The organism is Arthrobacter sp., from assembly GCF_031179985.1.
Classification (GTDB): domain Bacteria; phylum Actinomycetota; class Actinomycetes; order Actinomycetales; family Micrococcaceae; genus Arthrobacter.
The window spans coordinates 52954-69021 of sequence record NZ_JAPSHJ010000022.1; the positions used below are offsets into that span (position 1 = coordinate 52954).

Annotated in this window: 14 protein-coding genes and 1 pseudogene; 14 read left to right on the forward strand and 1 reads right to left on the reverse strand. The window is 64.3% G+C overall.

Features of this window, described 5'->3' with window-relative positions; genetic code table 11:
* The first annotated feature begins 19 nt into the window (after window positions 1–19).
* From glyA to RIN13_RS12035, 7 genes are read left to right on the forward strand one after another with little or no spacing between them, the layout of a single operon-like run.
* Window positions 20–1318 carry a serine hydroxymethyltransferase gene (gene glyA, locus RIN13_RS12005; protein ID WP_309107584.1) on the forward strand — a complete coding sequence of 433 codons (1299 nt, stop codon included), beginning with the start codon at window positions 20–22 and terminating at the stop codon, window positions 1316–1318.
* The gene (locus RIN13_RS12010; protein ID WP_375164768.1) at window positions 1315–2535 is read left to right on the forward strand and encodes a sarcosine oxidase subunit beta family protein; all 1221 of its coding nucleotides are present in this window, start codon (window positions 1315–1317) and stop codon (window positions 2533–2535) included. The genes glyA and RIN13_RS12010 overlap by 4 nt, the downstream gene beginning before the upstream one ends.
* Window positions 2536–2550: 15 nt before the next feature.
* Window positions 2551–2964 (forward strand): sarcosine oxidase subunit delta, encoded by a 414-nt coding sequence (locus tag RIN13_RS12015; RefSeq protein ID WP_309107569.1) that lies wholly within the window; start codon window positions 2551–2553, stop codon window positions 2962–2964.
* On the forward strand, window positions 2961–5918 hold the full coding sequence (locus tag RIN13_RS12020) for a sarcosine oxidase subunit alpha family protein (RefSeq protein ID WP_309107570.1): 2958 nt from the start codon (window positions 2961–2963) through the stop codon (window positions 5916–5918). Before RIN13_RS12015 ends, RIN13_RS12020 begins: the two co-directional genes overlap by 4 nt.
* Window positions 5911–6549, forward strand: coding sequence for a sarcosine oxidase subunit gamma family protein (locus RIN13_RS12025; RefSeq protein WP_309107571.1), 639 nt, complete (start codon window positions 5911–5913; stop codon window positions 6547–6549). The genes RIN13_RS12020 and RIN13_RS12025 overlap by 8 nt, the downstream gene beginning before the upstream one ends.
* Window positions 6549–7922, forward strand: a complete 1374-nt coding sequence (locus tag RIN13_RS12030) for an L-serine ammonia-lyase (protein ID WP_309107572.1) — start codon at window positions 6549–6551, stop codon at window positions 7920–7922. The genes RIN13_RS12025 and RIN13_RS12030 overlap by 1 nt, the downstream gene beginning before the upstream one ends.
* 18 nt (window positions 7923–7940) lie before the next feature.
* The gene (locus RIN13_RS12035) at window positions 7941–8186 is read left to right on the forward strand and encodes a hypothetical protein (RefSeq protein WP_309107573.1); all 246 of its coding nucleotides are present in this window, start codon (window positions 7941–7943) and stop codon (window positions 8184–8186) included.
* 123 nt (window positions 8187–8309) lie between these two features.
* Here RIN13_RS12035 and ligD read toward each other — a convergent pair whose 3' ends face one another.
* Window positions 8310–9554 carry a non-homologous end-joining DNA ligase gene (gene ligD / locus RIN13_RS12040; protein WP_309107574.1) on the reverse strand — a complete coding sequence of 415 codons (1245 nt, stop codon included), beginning with the start codon at window positions 9552–9554 and terminating at the stop codon, window positions 8310–8312.
* A gap of 198 nt (window positions 9555–9752) precedes the next feature.
* On the opposite strand from ligD, the gene RIN13_RS12045 reads away from it, so the two are divergent.
* The 7 genes and pseudogenes from RIN13_RS12045 to RIN13_RS12075 form a co-directional block, all read left to right on the forward strand.
* Window positions 9753–9917 (forward strand): zinc transporter permease, encoded by a 165-nt coding sequence (locus RIN13_RS12045; RefSeq protein WP_247045475.1) that lies wholly within the window; start codon window positions 9753–9755, stop codon window positions 9915–9917.
* A gap of 73 nt (window positions 9918–9990) precedes the next feature.
* Window positions 9991–10185 (forward strand): annotated as a pseudogene (locus RIN13_RS12050) (methylmalonate-semialdehyde dehydrogenase (CoA acylating)); the annotation flags it as partial.
* Window positions 10186–10448: 263 nt separating this feature from the next.
* Window positions 10449–11999, forward strand: a complete 1551-nt coding sequence (locus RIN13_RS12055) for an ABC transporter substrate-binding protein (protein ID WP_309107575.1) — start codon at window positions 10449–10451, stop codon at window positions 11997–11999.
* Window positions 12000–12010: 11 nt separating this feature from the next.
* Window positions 12011–13024, forward strand: a complete 1014-nt coding sequence (locus RIN13_RS12060; protein WP_309107576.1) for an ABC transporter permease — start codon at window positions 12011–12013, stop codon at window positions 13022–13024.
* The gene (locus RIN13_RS12065; protein WP_309107577.1) at window positions 13021–13878 is read left to right on the forward strand and encodes an ABC transporter permease; all 858 of its coding nucleotides are present in this window, start codon (window positions 13021–13023) and stop codon (window positions 13876–13878) included. Before RIN13_RS12060 ends, RIN13_RS12065 begins: the two co-directional genes overlap by 4 nt.
* On the forward strand, window positions 13875–15353 hold the full coding sequence (locus RIN13_RS12070; RefSeq protein ID WP_309107578.1) for an ATP-binding cassette domain-containing protein: 1479 nt from the start codon (window positions 13875–13877) through the stop codon (window positions 15351–15353). The genes RIN13_RS12065 and RIN13_RS12070 overlap by 4 nt, the downstream gene beginning before the upstream one ends.
* Before the next feature lie 165 nt (window positions 15354–15518).
* Window positions 15519–16068: FAD-dependent monooxygenase (locus RIN13_RS12075; protein WP_309107579.1), on the forward strand; the 550-nt coding region annotated here is incomplete at its 3' end.

The following is a 16068-nucleotide window of genomic DNA, read 5'->3' on the forward strand; positions in this document are numbered from 1 at the left end:
CAACAGCTAGGGAGAAATGATGGTCGACGTTCTGACCCGCACGCTCGCAGAGACCGATCCTGCGATCCACGCCGCTGTGGAGCAGGAACTCCTGCGTCAGCAGGGCACGCTGGAGATGATCGCCTCCGAAAACTTTGCGCCCACTGCCGTGATGGAAGCGCAGGGGTCTGTACTGACCAACAAGTACGCCGAGGGTTACCCTGGGAAGCGGTATTACGGTGGCTGCGAACACGTCGATGTGGTCGAGCAGCTCGCCATCGACCGGCTCAAGTCATTGTTCGGCTCGGAATTCGCCAACGTACAGCCCCACTCGGGCGCGCAGGCCAACGCAGCGGCGATGTTCGCCCTGATCCAGCCGGGCGACACCATACTGGGCCTGAACCTCGCGCACGGCGGCCACCTGACCCATGGCATGCGAATCAACTTCTCCGGCAAGCTCTACAAGGTGGTTCCGTACGGAGTCCGCGAGGACACCATGCTGATCGACATGGCTGAAGTGGAGCGCCTGGCGGTTGAGAACAAGCCGAAACTGATCGTTGCCGGCTGGTCCGCCTACTCCCGCCAGCTGGACTTCGCCGAATTCCGCCGTATCGCGGACCTGGTGGGCGCGTACCTGATGGTGGATATGGCACATTTCGCCGGCCTGGTGGCTGCAGGACTCCACCCAAACCCCGTCCCTCACGCCCACATCGTTACGAGCACCACCCACAAGACCCTTGGCGGTCCGCGCGGCGGAGTCATCCTGACCAACGACGCCGACATCGCCAAGAAGGTCAACTCCGCCGTGTTCCCGGGACAACAGGGCGGCCCGTTGGAGCACGTTATTGCCGCCAAGGCCGTTGCATTCAAGCTTGCAGCGGAGCCGGCGTTCCGTGACCGCCAGGAACGCACCCTGGAAGGGGCCCGCATCATCGCCGAGCGCCTGCTGGCTGCTGATGTTGCCGAGTCCAACGTGACCGTGGTCAGCGGCGGGACCGACGTGCACCTGGTCCTGGTGGACCTGCGCAACTCGGAACTGGACGGCCAGCAGGGCGAAGACCGCCTGCACCGGATCGGGATCACGGTCAACCGCAACGCCGTCCCCTTCGACCCGCGTCCGCCGATGGTTTCATCCGGCCTTCGAATCGGCACGCCGGCACTGGCCACACGTGGCTTCGGGAAGGCAGAGTTCACCGAGGTGGCAGACATTATCGCCGCAGCCCTCAAGCACGATTTCAATGATGAGACCGTGGCAGAACTTCGGCAGCGGGTTGAAAACCTGGCCGGGAAGTTCCCGCTCTACCCCAACCTTTCCTCTGACACGACCGAGGTGGCATGATGGCCGATCTGCTTCCGGAGCACCCGGATTTCCTGTGGCGGAACCCTGAGCCCAAGTCCTCCTACGACGCCGTGATCGTTGGCGGCGGCGGGCATGGGCTGGCCACCGCCTACTTCCTCGCCAAAAACCACGGCATGACCAATATTGCCGTCCTCGAAAAGGGGTGGCTGGCCGGCGGTAACATGGCCCGGAACACCACCATCATCCGGTCCAACTACCTGTGGGACGAGAGCGCCGCCATTTACGAGCACGCCCTCAAACTCTGGGAAATCCTGCCGGAGGAACTCGAATACGATTTCCTCTTCAGCCAGCGCGGCGTGATGAACCTCGCCCACACCCTGGGTGATGTCCGCGAAAGCATGCGGCGCGTCGGAGCGAACAAACTCAACGGTGTGGACGCGGAGTGGCTGGATCCGCAGCAGGTCAAGGAACTCTGCCCCATCCTGAACATCAACGACAACATCCGTTACCCCGTCATGGGCGCCACCTACCAGCCCCGGGCAGGCATCGCCAAGCACGACCACGTGGCCTGGGCCTTCGCCCGCAAGTGCGACGAGCTGGGCGTGGATATCATCCAGAACTGCGAAGTCACCGGTTTCCTCAAGGACGGCAACAAGGTGGTGGGCGTCAAGACCAACCGCGGCACCATCAACACCGAAAAGGTGGGCCTCTGCGCCGCCGGGCACAGTTCAGTCCTGGCCGAGATGGCAGGCTTCCGGCTCCCCATCCAGTCCCACCCGCTGCAGGCGCTGGTCTCCGAGCTGCATGAGCCGGTCCACCCGACAGTGGTCATGTCCAATCACGTGCACGTCTACGTTTCCCAAGCACACAAGGGCGAACTGGTCATGGGCGCCGGCGTGGACTCCTACAACGGTTACGGACAGCGCGGGTCCTTCCACGTGATCGAGCACCAGATGGCGGCCGCCGTCGAACTTTTCCCGATCTTCGCCCGTGCGCACGTACTCCGGACCTGGGGTGGAATCGTTGACACCACCCTCGACGCTTCCCCGATTGTGGGCATCACCCCGGTGGAAAACATGTTCGTCAACTGTGGTTGGGGCACCGGCGGCTTCAAGGGTACTCCTGCCGCCGGCCTCACCTTTGCGCACACCATCGCCACGGGAACGCCGCACCACCTGAACAAGCCGTTTGCGCTGGAGCGATTCGAAACCGGCGCCCTGATCGATGAACACGGCGCAGCCGCCGTGGCCCACTAAGAAGAGAGTCCGGTCATGCTTCTCATTTCATGCCCCAACTGCGGCTCCCGCGACGAAACCGAGTTCCACTACGGCGGCCAGGCCCATGTGGCCTATCCGGAAAACCCGAACGAACTGAACGACCGCGAATGGGCCGAGTTCCTGTTCTATCGGGACAACACCAAGGGCGCCTTCGCCGAACGCTGGCTCCACAGCACCGGCTGCCGCCAGTGGTTCAACATGCTCCGCGACACAGTCACTTACGAGATCCAGGCTGTCTACCCGATGGGCGCCCCCCGGCCTGCAGCCGCCCCGCCAGCAGCCGAATCCGGAACCGCCAGCACCGCCCCGGACAGCACCACAACTGGAACTGCCCGGCCCAGCATCGCTGCAACCAGCACAAGTACCGCATCACGCAGCACCACCGCCCCGGAAGGAGCAACAAAGTGACTTCCCAGAAAGCACGCCTCACCGCCGGCGGCCGGATCGACCGCACCATTTCCTGGCGTTTCACCGTGGACGGTGAGGAGTTCACAGGTCACCCGGGCGACACCCTCGCCTCCGCCCTGCTCGCCAACGGCCGCATTGCCGTCGGCAACTCCCTCTACGAGGACCGGCCCCGCGGCATCATGTCCGCCGGGGTTGAGGAATCCAACGCACTGGTCAGGGTGGAACCGCGATTCCCCGGCCACGTGGCCGAATCCATGCTCCCCGCCACCACCGTCACCCTGGTGGACGGCCTGAAGGCTGAACTGCTTAACGGTCTGGGACGCCTCGATCCCGAGGAGGACCGCGCGGAGTACGACAAGAAGTACGTCCACACCGACGTCCTGGTGATCGGCGGCGGCCCAGCCGGGCTGGCCGCAGCCCGCGAAGCCGTCCGCACCGGAGCACGGGTCATGCTGCTGGACGACCAGCCCGAGCTGGGCGGTTCCCTGCTGTCCGGTTCCACGGCGCCCGAACTGGCTCAGACCATCGAAGGCAAGCCGGCCCTTGAATGGGTGGCGGACATCGAAGCCGAGCTCGTGTCCGGCGCCGAATCCACGGTCCTGAACCGCACCACCGCCTTCGGTGCCTACGATGCCAACTACGTCATCGCCGTCCAGAACCGCACTGACCACCTCTCCACCCCGGCGGCACCCGGCGTGTCCAGGCAGCGCATCTGGCACATCCGCGCCAATCAGGTTGTGCTGGCCCCAGGCGCCCACGAACGCCCCCTGGTCTTCGAAAATAACGACCGCCCCGGCATCATGCTCGCCTCGGCCGTTCGCAGCTACCTCAACCGCTACGCTGTGGCCCCCGGACAGCGCCTGGTCATCAGCACCACCAACGACAGCGCCTACGCCCTGGCCGCGGACCTGCGCGCCGCCGGGATCAGGATCGCTGCCGTCGTTGACGCACGTCCCAAGCTCACGGAGGTAGCTGCTGCCGCCGTCGAAGCCGGGACGCGCGTGTTGATCGGCAGCGCGGTGGCCGCCACCGCGGGTGGAACGGATGGCCGGCTGGACGGCGTCACCGTCCGCAGTATCAACGACAACGGCGAACTCACCTCCGGCATCGAAGAGATCGCCTGCGACCTGCTGGCAGTCTCCGGCGGCTGGAGCCCGCTGGTACACCTCCACTCCCAGCGGCAGGGCAAGCTGCGCTGGGACGACGACCTGGCCGCCTTTGTGCCCAGCACCGCTGTCCCGAACCAGCAGATAATCGGCTCCGGCCGCGGCAGCTTCGAACTCCAGGACTGCGTCGCCGAAGGCATCTCCGCCGGCGTCGCGGCAGCCGTTGCCGCCGGCTTCAGGCCGGAAAATTCAGCCGCAGCCGACGAGCCCCCAGCCCTTCCCGAGCCGAAGGCGTCCGCGCCCACCCGGCAGCTGTGGCTGGTTCCAGGGCAGAGCGGCACCCCGGATGACTGGCATCACCACTTCGTTGACTTCCAGCGCGACCAGAGCGTCGCCGACGTCCTGCGCTCCACCGGAGCCGGAATGCGGTCCGTGGAGCACATCAAGCGCTACACCTCCATCAGCACCGCAAATGACCAGGGCAAGACCTCCGGCGTCAACGCGATCGGCGTCATCGCCGCCGCACTGAGGCATGCGGGCGAAGCATCCCGCGGCATCGGCGACATCGGCACCACCACATACCGGGCCCCGTTCACGCCGGTAGCGTTCGCGGCCCTGGCCGGACGCCAGCGAGGCGAACTGTTCGATCCCGCCCGCGTCACGTCCATCCACCCCTGGCATGTGGCCAAGGGCGCCCTCTTCGAGGACGTTGGACAGTGGAAGCGTCCCTGGTACTACCCGCAGAACGGTGAGGACATGGACCAGGCCGTTTTGCGTGAATGCGCAGCGGTCCGCGAGTCCGTCGGCTTCATGGACGCCACCACGCTCGGCAAGATCGAAATCCGGGGCAAGGACGCCGGCGAGTTCCTCAACCGGATCTACACCAACGCCTTTAAGAAGCTCGCGCCCGGTTCTGCACGCTACGGCGTGATGTGCATGGCAGACGGCATGATTTTCGACGACGGCGTGACCCTGCGCCTGGACGAGGACCGCTTCTTCATGACCACCACTACGGGCGGCGCCGCGAAGGTGCTGGACTGGCTCGAGGAATGGCTTCAGACCGAGTGGCCGGACCTCGACGTGCACTGCACCTCGGTGACCGAACAGTGGAGCACCATTGCCGTCGTCGGCCCTAAATCCCGCGCAGTCCTGGCCAAGGTGGCGCCTGAACTGGCCGCCAACGGGGGACTGGAAGCAGAAGCCTTCCCGTTCATGACGTTCCGCGAAACCACCCTCGCCTCGGGCGTACGCGCCCGGATCTGCCGGATCTCATTCTCCGGCGAGCTGGCCTACGAGATCAACGTGCCCGCCTGGTACGGGCTGAACACCTGGGAATCCGTCGCGGCCGCCGGGGCCGAATTCAACATCACCCCGTACGGCACAGAGACCATGCATGTGCTCCGCGCCGAAAAGGGCTACCCGATCGTTGGCCAGGATACTGACGGAACCGTCACCCCCCAGGACGCCGGGATGGACTGGATCGTCTCCAAGGCCAAGGACTTTATCGGCAAGCGTTCGTACGCCCGCGTCGATGCCCAGCGCGAGGACCGTAAGCACCTGGTCAGCGTGCTGCCCATTGATGGCAGCATCCGGTTGCCGGAAGGCACCCAGCTGGTGGAAAAGGGCATCCCCGTGACACCGGCCTACGGCCCTGTGCCCATGCAGGGATTTGTGACTTCCAGCTACCACAGCGCGGCCCTGGGCAGGTCCTTCGCCCTGGCACTGATCAAGAATGGCCGCAACCGGATCGGCGAGACCCTGCTGGCCGCCGCCGGAAACCAGCTCGTGGATGTTGTTGTGGCTGAAACCGTACTTTTTGACCCTGAAGGGACCCGCAAAGATGGCTGAAACAGCAGCACCCAAAACCTCCCCTGAGACTGACCTGTCCCTCCGGACCAGTCCGGCTGAGCTGCTCAGGGCAGCATTTGAAGCCGGCTCCGTGCCCGGTATTGTTGAACTGCGCGAAATCAACTTTCTGACCATGGTGGGCCTCCGGGTTTCCCGGGACACCGACGCAGGGGAGCGGATTGCGTCGGTTACCGGCGGTCTGCCGGCGACGTGCGGGGCCGTGAGCGGCACGGGCGACGCCTCCGTGCTCTGGCTCGGGCCCGAGGAATTCCTGGTGGTGGCCCCTGTGGAAGCCCACGAGTCCCTCGGCGGTGACCTCATCCAGGCCCTGAGGGAAGCCCTGGGCGACGGCGCAGGCCAGGTGGTGGACCTCTCGGCCAACCGCACCACGTTCGAACTCACCGGGCCGCGGTCCCGTGCCGTCCTGGAAAAGGGTTGCTCCCTGGACCTTCACCCGCGCGGGTTCAAGGCCGGAACGGCGTTGTCCACGGAGATCGGCAACATCCCCGTGGTGCTCTGGAAGACCGGCGATGAGAGCTACCGGATCCACCCACGTGCCTCGTTTGCAGAGTTCCTGGGCCGCTGGATCCTGGATGCCATGCGGGAGTATGCCTCTCCTGAGGTCCCCTAATGGCCCTCAGCGTCCTGGATCTGTTTTCCGTTGGCATAGGGCCGTCGTCCTCGCACACGGTCGGCCCGATGCGGGCTGCCAAGCTGTTTGCCGACGGACTCAAGGACGACGGACACCTGAGCTCCACCAAACGGGTCCAAGCCGAACTGTTCGGCTCCCTGGGGGCAACAGGACGCGGCCACGGCTCGGACAAGGCCGTGGTCCTGGGCTTCCAGGGGCTGGACCCGGAAACCGTGGATACCTTCACGGCTGATGATCAGGTGGCTGCTGCCGCCCTGGATGCTGAACTCTGGGTAGGCGGGGACCACCGGGTGGACTTCAACTGGGACGAGGACGTGGTGCTGCACCGGCGCAAGTCCCTCCCCGCCCACCCCAACGGCATGACGTTCCGTGCCCTGGACCATGCCGGAGAGGTACTCAGCGAGCGAAGCTTCTATTCGATTGGGGGCGGCTTCGTCGTTGACGGGGACGCCGATGCCGGCGACCGCGTGGTTGCCGACTCCACCGTCCTGCCCTACCCGTTCACCACAGCCGACGAACTCCTGGCGATCTGCAGCCGCGAAGGGATGTCCATCTCGGACGTCATGCTCGCCAACGAGGTCACCTGGCGCAGCGAGGCGGAGCTCCGTGAGCAGTTGCTGCGGCTCTGGGCAGTCATGCGTAAATGCGTGGACAACGGCTGCGCGGCGGAAGGGATCCTTCCCGGCGGATTGAACGTCAAGCGCCGGGCGCCGTCATTACACCAGACACTGACGGCGGATACCGGCGTGACCGATCCGCTCCGGGCGATGGAGTGGGTCAACCTGTTTGCGCTGGCCGTTAATGAGGAGAACGCGGCCGGGGGCCGGATTGTTACCGCACCGACCAACGGGGCGGCCGGAATCGTCCCCGCAGTGCTGCACTACTACGTGAAGTTTGTCCCGGGAGCCAGCGAAGACGGCGTGGTCCGCTTCCTGCTGGCCGCGGGCGCCGTCGGAATTCTGTTTAAGATCAATGCCTCCATCTCCGGGGCCGAAGTGGGTTGTCAAGGTGAGGTTGGTTCCGCCTGCTCCATGGCCGCGGCCGGGCTCTGCGAGGTGCTTGGCGGGACGCCCGAACAGGTGGAAAACGCCGCCGAAGTGGGCATCGAACACAACCTCGGCCTGACCTGCGACCCTGTGGGCGGCCTGGTGCAGATCCCGTGCATCGAGCGGAACGCGATCGCAAGTGTCAAAGCCATCAATGCCGCCCGCCTGGCCCTTCACGGCGATGGAAGCCACAAGGTGTCCCTCGACAAGGCCATCAAGACCATGAGGGAAACCGGAGCGGACATGAAGGACAAATACAAGGAGACCTCCAGGGGCGGCCTTGCGGTGAACGTCATTGAATGCTGATCGGGTGAAGTAACTCAGGTGACCGGTGAGGGCGGAGTCAGGGTGGATACGGGATCAATCCGGATTGGTGCCAGGCGTGGATTGCGTAAAGACTGGGCCCGGCTGACCGGCCGCACTGTGGAGGTTTGGCTGCTGGGGGAACACATCATGACCGGTGTGGTGGACCAGGCCTCCCCAGACGACTCAGTCCTGTGGATCGCGGCCGCCGGAGCCAATACCCGGAGGCTTTTCGATAGGCGGACGGGATATCAGATCTGGGTCTAGTCAGGTATCCGAGGGCCACGGCGTCCGCTTGACTCCAGGGTCAATGGTCGATCGAGGCCATGTTGGCCTCGTTGCGCCGTTCCCTACGCGTGCCGGGGATCGGGGCGATGTTGTTGGCTCGGGTCAGGAGCCCGTGCGCCCGGGCCAGTCCTTGCCTGCCCAGGGGTCGTAATCGGCGATGAGTTCTTCCTGCGGCGGACGCTGCGCCTCCAGGACGTGCTGAAGGTTCACCCGCACGCGGTACCAGAGCGAACTCGAACCGCGCATTCCGTCGACGAGCACGTCGGCGGGATGCAGGGCCGGGACGATGTCGGCATGCTGGGCCTTCCATTTGTCGAGTGCCGCCAACGCCTCGGGCTTCGTTTTGGTGCGGGCCACCTCGATGAGGGGCATCACCGACTGCCGGCGCCCGGCGCTGTCCCCACTGCGCGGCGCTTTCTCGGCGGGACCCAACTCGGCAGCCAGGGCGAGGAGTCCATCAAGTGTGCCGACGGCGTCGTCGATTCCGGTGTGAGGGTCGCCCACGGCGGCGAAGCGCTCAGGCACGGTAGCCACGGTGAACTGTTCCGGCCGGGTGGAGCGGACCTCGTCCCACGAGAGCGGCGTCGAGACACGGGCGTCGGGAAGAGGCCGGACAGAGTAAGCGGATGCCACGGTGCGGTCCTTCGCGTTCTGGTTGAAGTCGACGAACACGCTCTCGCCGCGTTCCTCCTTCCACCACCTTGCGGTAGCGAGGCCGGGAGCACGGTTCTCGACCTCGCGGGCGATAGTCTCCGCGGCCAGCCGCACGTCGCGGTAGGACCACTGCGGCGCGATGCGCACCAGGATGTGGAGTCCCCGCGAGCCGCTCGTTTTCGGCCAACCAACCAGTCCGACGTCGTCCAGCACCTCACGCGCGACATAGGCGACGTCGACGATCTGGGACCAGTCGACCCCCGGCATCGGATCGAGGTCCACCCGGAGCTCGTCCGGGTGCTCGAGGTCCTCGGCACGCACGGGGTGCGGGTTGAGGTCCAGGCACCCGAGATTTACCACCCACGCCAAGCCCGCGGCATCCCGGATGACTGCCTCCTCGGCCGACGTACCCGATGCGTAGTGCAGGGTGGTGGTGTCGATGAAGTCAGGGTGGTTTTCGGGCACACGCTTCTGAAAGAACGGCTCAGAATCGATCCCCTTCGGGAAGCGCTTGAGCACCATGGGCCGGCCGCCGGCACCGCGCAGCGCACCATCTGCGACGGCGAGGTAGTAGTTCACCAGATCGAGCTTGGTCAGCCCAGGCCGGGGGAACACCACCTTGTCCGGACTCGAGATGCGAACTTCGGTGCCCGCAATGTCAAGGATCTCGGCCGGGGTCTTCGACGGGTTCATGCCGCCACGCTAGCAACGATCGCATGTCCCAGCCAGAGCATGTGCGTGACAACCGCGATGGACGCGCCGGAGCTCCCTGCTGGAGCCTGTAAGGCTAGCCTGATCCACCTAAAGGTGCTTAGGTATTGCTGTGATCCGCCCATCACAGGAAGGAGCCCCGGCAGGGCTCCTCCTGACCGATCCCTGAAGGAGATGGAAATGAGTGAAATGACAGAGGAAGTCCACGCCGAGCACAGCTTGGCGGAGCATCAACACGGCGGCCCGGACTGCGCGCATGAGACGGTGGAGCATGGAGACCATGTGGACTACATCCATGACGGCCACCGGCATGCCGAACATGAAGGCCACTACGACGAGCATTGATCACGGGAAAACGCTCGTCAGAAACGAAGGGACCGGCGGCCGTGGATGGCCGGGACCTGGTGGTGCCCGGGCACTCGGCATCAACGTGCCCCTGCCCGTCCCTGCCGCGCACCACTCCTTCGGCGGGTGGAAAGCCTCACTGTTCGGGGACAAACACATCTACGGCCCCGAAGGCGTTTCCTTCTACACCCGCGGCAAGGTCGTCACCTCCTGCTGGCCAGAACCCACCCACGCCTCCGGCGCCTCCTACAACTTCCCCTCCAACTAACCCCCACCGCACCCAACCACCATCGATTGCCGAGCAGATGCCCTTCTGAACCCCCAGAAGGGCATCAACTCAGCAACCGACGCAAAATGGTCAACTTTGGGCGACGGCTCCCGGCTTGCGGAAGCTTGCCAGACCTTCCTTGGGCGGTCAGCGTTACCCGCACACCAGCAACACAACTTCTGCTGAATTGCTAATGATAATGGTTTGCATCTAATGTGATGGGTCGAACCATACGGATTTGCAACACAGAAGGAACTGGAAAAATGGGTTGGCAGAAGTTGAGGGTGGCGGGCGCATCCGCTGTTGCGTTATTGATGATGGCGGGGTGCGCGGCTGCAGGGAATGAGAGTCCTGCAGCCGACCAGCCGCTGAGGGTGGTGGGCCAGTTCGAGCTGCACAGCCTGGATCCGTCCACCGCGGGTGGCTTCTTCACCCGAATGCAGGTGGTCGAAACCCTGGTTGACGCAGACGTTAAAGGCGTTCTCCAGCCGGGACTAGCCGAAAAGTGGGACGTTTCCCCTGATGGGCTGTCATGGGGATTCACACTCCGGCCGGGGGCCCTCTTCCATGACGGTACGGCGGTCACGGCCGACGCGGCAGCCGCCTCGCTCAACATCGCACAGGGCAAAGCCGGCACTCCGCTGGCGACGGTTCCCGTTAAGGGGATCACTGCGGCAGGTGATTCTGTGCGGGTTGATCTCACCGAACCCTATGCGCCCCTGCCTGCGGTCATGGCCCACACAAGCACCCAGATCCTTGCGCCCAGTTCTTACGGTGCGGACCGGTCGGTAACGAAGGTGGTGGGTTCGGGCCCCTACCAGGTCAAACACATTGAGCAGCCGGCCCACATTGACGTGGTTGCCTTCGAGCAGTGGCAGGGCAAGAAGCCGGCGATCTCCGAGGTTACCTATCAGGCCGTCGGGAGATCTGAGAGCCGGGCACTGATGGCCGAAAGCGCTCAGTCCGACGTCACCTTCGGAATGGATCCCACCAGCCTCCAGCGGATTAAGCAGGCGGGCAAGCTGGACATCGCCGCTGTAACCCTGCCTCGCTCGATCCTGCTGAAGGTCAACGCCGGCCATGAAACGCTGGGCGATGTGAAGGTCCGGCGGGCACTAAGCCTGGCCTTGGACCGTGAATCGATGGCAACAGCATTGCTGCGGGACCGCGAGATGGCAGCCACCCAGCTCTTCCCGCCCTCACTGCCGGAGTGGCACCAGGATTCAGCAAAAGCGTTGGCTCACGATCCCTCCGAAGCCCGGAAACTCCTGGCTGAAGCCGGATGGACCCCGGGGAGCGACGGCATTCTGGAACGCAACGGCAAGAAGTTCTCTGTCACCCTGCGTACGTTCCCTGACCGGCCCGAACTGCCAATACTGGCCACCGCCATCCAGGCCAAGCTGAAGGAACTGGGGATCGCCCTCGACGTGAAAGTGGGTAATTCAAGCGAGATTCCGGCCGGACACAAGGATGGCTCGCTGGAATTGGCGCTTTTCTCCCGTAACTACGCACTCGTTCCGGATGCTTTGGTAACTCTGGCCGAGGATTTTGCGCCCGCAGGATCGGACTTCGGCGCCATGGGGTGGAATGATCCAGCCCTCACCTCAGCCCTGGCCACCCTGGCCAGCGGCAAGGAAGCTGACAAATCGGTGGAGAACCGCCAAATAGTAACCGACATCCTGCAGACCCAGCTGCCCGTCATCCCCGTGGCGTGGTACCGGCAGAGCGCCGTGGTCAGCCCCCGCGTTGAAGGTCTTGTCCTGGATCCGCTCGAGCGCTCGTGGCGGCTGAGCGACTTGACCTGGGCGAAGTAGGAATGGCCAGTATGACCGCCTCGATTACCACACCCGGCAGTTCCGCCGGTCCATCTCTCCGTCCGGCACTGAGTACCACGGCACGGGTTCTTGGGCGCCGGGCCCTGCAGGCGGCGGGAGTGGTTGTACTCGTCTCCACCGCGTGTTTCGCCATGGTTCAGAGCCTTCCCGGCGACATCGCCTTCCGGATTGCCGCTGGCCGTTACGGGTATGACCAGGTGACGGCGGCGTCAGCGGACAGCGTCCGCGCTGAACTGGGCCTTGACCAGCCTGCCTGGCTCCAGTTCCTGGACTGGCTGGGCGGCTTGGTATCCCTGAACCTCGGCAATTCCCTGGTCACGGGAGCAAGCGTGGCGGGGGAGCTTGGACTCAATCTCGCCAGCAGCCTCCAGCTTGCTGCAGTTGCGCTGATCCTTGCATTGATTGTTGGGACGACGGCGGGAGCCCTGGCGGCTTCCCGGCCGGGCGGCATCCTTGACCGACTCACCACAGTTTGGGTGTCAGCCACGCGCGCGCTGCCGCCCTTCCTGCTTGGACTGGTCCTGATCCTGCTTTTTGCGGTCCATCTTGGCGTGCTGCCCGCAGCGGGCCATGGAGAAGCGAACAACATCGTGCTTCCTGCGGTAACACTCGCCGTCGGCCTCTCCGGGCTATTCGCAAGGGTCACCCGCGACACGATGGCAACCATCCGGCAATCGGAGTATGTCCGTTTCGCCGCCACCAAGGGTCTGGGCAGCTGGCTTTTGTTTCTGCGGCACATCATCCGGAACACCGGCGTGACGTTGATCGCCTACGTGGGCGTCCAGGTCCTGGTTCTCATCGAAGGCGTTGTGGTGGTGGAAAGCCTCTTCGCGTGGCCCGGTCTGGGGCACGCACTCGTCCACGCCATCTTCTGGCGGGATATCCCCATGATCCAGGCCGCAGCATTGGCCCTCGCGCTCCTTGTGGTCGCCATGAACACTCTCGTTGACCTCGCAACAGCGGCTGTCGATCCGCGGCCCCGCCACAAGGAGGCAGTACTGTGACGAACGCCGTCGCCATGCAAGAACTTCTTCCCGCACCAGCCCGGGATTCCAAACGGTCGAAATGGCTGGCTGACCGTACGGTAATGCAGCTCGTTTCAGCCGCGCTGCTGGCCGTCCTGGTCATTTTCGCCGTAGCGGGGCCGCTGATCTGGCCGGATCACGCGGTTCAGGACCTTTCCCGGTTCCTTGAGGCACCGGGCGCCAGCGAACCGCTTGGGCGTGACCACCTGGGCCGCAGTGTTGTTGCGCGGCTGGCCCACGCCACGCAGCTGTCCCTCGTGATGGCGGTGTTGTGCGTCATTGCTGCCCTGCTCTTTGGATCCCTCGCTGGCATTGCTGCCGCCTGGCGCGGCGGCTGGGTCGATTCGCTGCTGCACGGCTTGTCCGAGGTCTTCATCGCGCTCCCGGCCCTGCTGGTGGTTCTCGTCGTGTCGGCCATTGCCAATGGTGACCTCTGGACTCTGTGCCTGGGACTCGCGCTGGCCCAATGGGTGGAGTATTTCCGCATGGTCCGCGCCCGGAGTGGACTGGTCCTTGCGGGCCCGGCTGTGGAAGCCGCGGCCCTGCTCCAGCTCGGCCCGGTCCACATCATCCGGCGGCACCTTTTGCCCGAGTTGCGGCCACTGCTGACCACCATGGCAACCTTCGGCCTAGGATCCGCCATCCTCGCACTCTCCACTCTTGGCTTTGTGGGAATCGGTGTCCGCCCGCCCACGCCCGAGCTGGGATTGATGATCACCGAGGCGTTCCCGTTTTACCACGAAGCACCGTGGATGGCGTTGGCACCCGTCCTGGTTCTCACCACCATCCTGATCGGGCTCTTGGGCCTGCGAAGCAAGGAGTCCCAAGCATGAGCCTTCGCCTCAACGACCTTGTAGTCAGCCACGCGGGCAAAGTACTCGTCGAGACCGCCCAACTGGACTTCCAGCCAGGCAAGCCCGTAACCATTATCGGGGAGAGCGGGTCCGGAAAATCCCTGCTTGCCCACGCAATAATGGGCACCCTCCCGCATAACCTCAAAGCACAGGGAAGCCTGGTTGTGGACGGCCACGTGTACGACGTGAGCGACCAGGCAAACAGGCGCAGGCTCTGGGGGCGCACCATGTCCCTTCTTCCGCAGGAGCCTGTGCTTGCCCTTGACCCCACAATGCGGACCAGGGACCAGGTGGCTGAGGGTGCTCCCACCTTCAGGACGGACAAACAAGGTTCCCGGCGCGCAGCCGATGCCCTGCTGACCTCCCTGGGGCTGACGCACGCTTCGACAGCGTTCCCACACACCCTCTCCGGCGGTATGGCTCAGAGAGTCGCGTTCGCTGCCGCAACCATCGGCGGAGCTCCCGTCCTCATCGCAGACGAGCCGTCCAAGGGCCTGGATCAGCGAGCCCGGGCCGAACTGGCGGAGCTGTTGAGAAGCCATATCAACAGTGGCGGCATCTTGCTCACCATCACCCATGACCTTGATCTGGCCCGCGAGCTCGGCGGGGAGCTCCTGGTCATGAAGGATGCGCATGTTGTGGAGAAGGGGGCAGCGGGTGAAGTCCTCACCAATCCGGCACACCCCTACACCCGACGTCTCCTGGCCGCCGAACCCTCACAATGGCGGCATCAATGGATGAGGAACACGGACGGGATCGAGCGCGCTGACGGTGCGGTTGGAGGGTCCATCGAAAGTTCGGGTACCGTGCTGGTGTCCGGTGCGGGCCTCGGAAAATCATTCGGCGGGCAAGAGCTCTTCACTGATCTGTCCCTTGAAGTCAGGGCCGGGGAGCGCGTTGCATTAAGCGGGCCCAGCGGCAGCGGAAAGACGACCCTTGGCAATGTACTGCTCCGGCTCCTCCCGCCCGACGCCGGAACCGTTCAGCACTCGGATCTCCTCCAGCGGGGCCGGCTCCAAAAGCTTTACCAGGACCCCGCCTTGGCTTTTCCCGCACGTGTATCGCTGGCTGAATCGTTGGGGGACGTGGTGCATCGCCACGGACTTGACCACACACGCCTTGAGGAACTGATGGACTCACTGCGGCTTGCCCCCGAACTGCTTCGCCGCAGACCCGGGCAGGTATCGGGCGGGGAACTGCAGAGGATCGCCATCATCAGGTCCATGCTCCTCGAGCCCGTCCTCATGTTTGCTGATGAACCCACCTCCCGCCTGGACCTCATCACGCAGGAAGAGACAATGATGTGCCTGATGGAGCAGGTGGACAAGCTGGAATGCGCACTGGTGCTGGTAACGCACGACGACGCCCTCGCCGCCGCCGTCACCACCCGCACTATCGCCCTGGGAACGCCATCGTCGGTGACAGTTCCCGAATTGGAGTTGTCAGCACCGTAATCGATGCAGGAGGGGTAGTAGGTGCAGTAATTCGCATCCCTTGTTGTTCGCGTCACATGTGCCGTAGAGTAATGGATCGAGGCTGTTTCAACTATAGAAACATGTGTTCTATTATCGAACAGGCTCGCCTGATTCAACCGCCACACAGTGAAGTGAGGAAAGCCCGTGCAGTTCCACCACCACGGCTATGTATCCGGAGACCCGCGCGTCCAGCCCGCTGCCGGGGTCGGCATCAGTCGGCCGGCAGAGCTTCCGGACGAAATCGATGTGCTGATCGTCGGCACGGGACCTGCGGGCATGCTCACAGCTGCTCAGCTGTCGCAGTTTCCCGGCGTGACGACGCGAATCATAGAGCGTCGTCCCGGGAGGCTCGCTATCGGTCAGGCTGATGGCATTCAGGCCCGGAGCGTGGAGACCTTTCAGGCCTTTGGCTTTGCCGAGCGGATCATCGCCGAGGCGTATCGCATCACTGAAATGGCCTTCTGGAAGCCTGATCCCGCTGACCCGGCCCGGATCGTCCGGACAGCCCGTGCCGTCGACGATGCGGCCGGCGTCAGCGAGTTCCCGCACCTGATCGTTAACCAGGCCCGGGTACTGGATTACTTCGCCGAGTTCATGGCGAACTCACCGACCCGTATGTCCCCGGACTACGGCTTCGAGTTCCTTAGCCTCGAGGTCATCAACGAGGGGGAGTACCCGGTCTCGGTGACCCTTC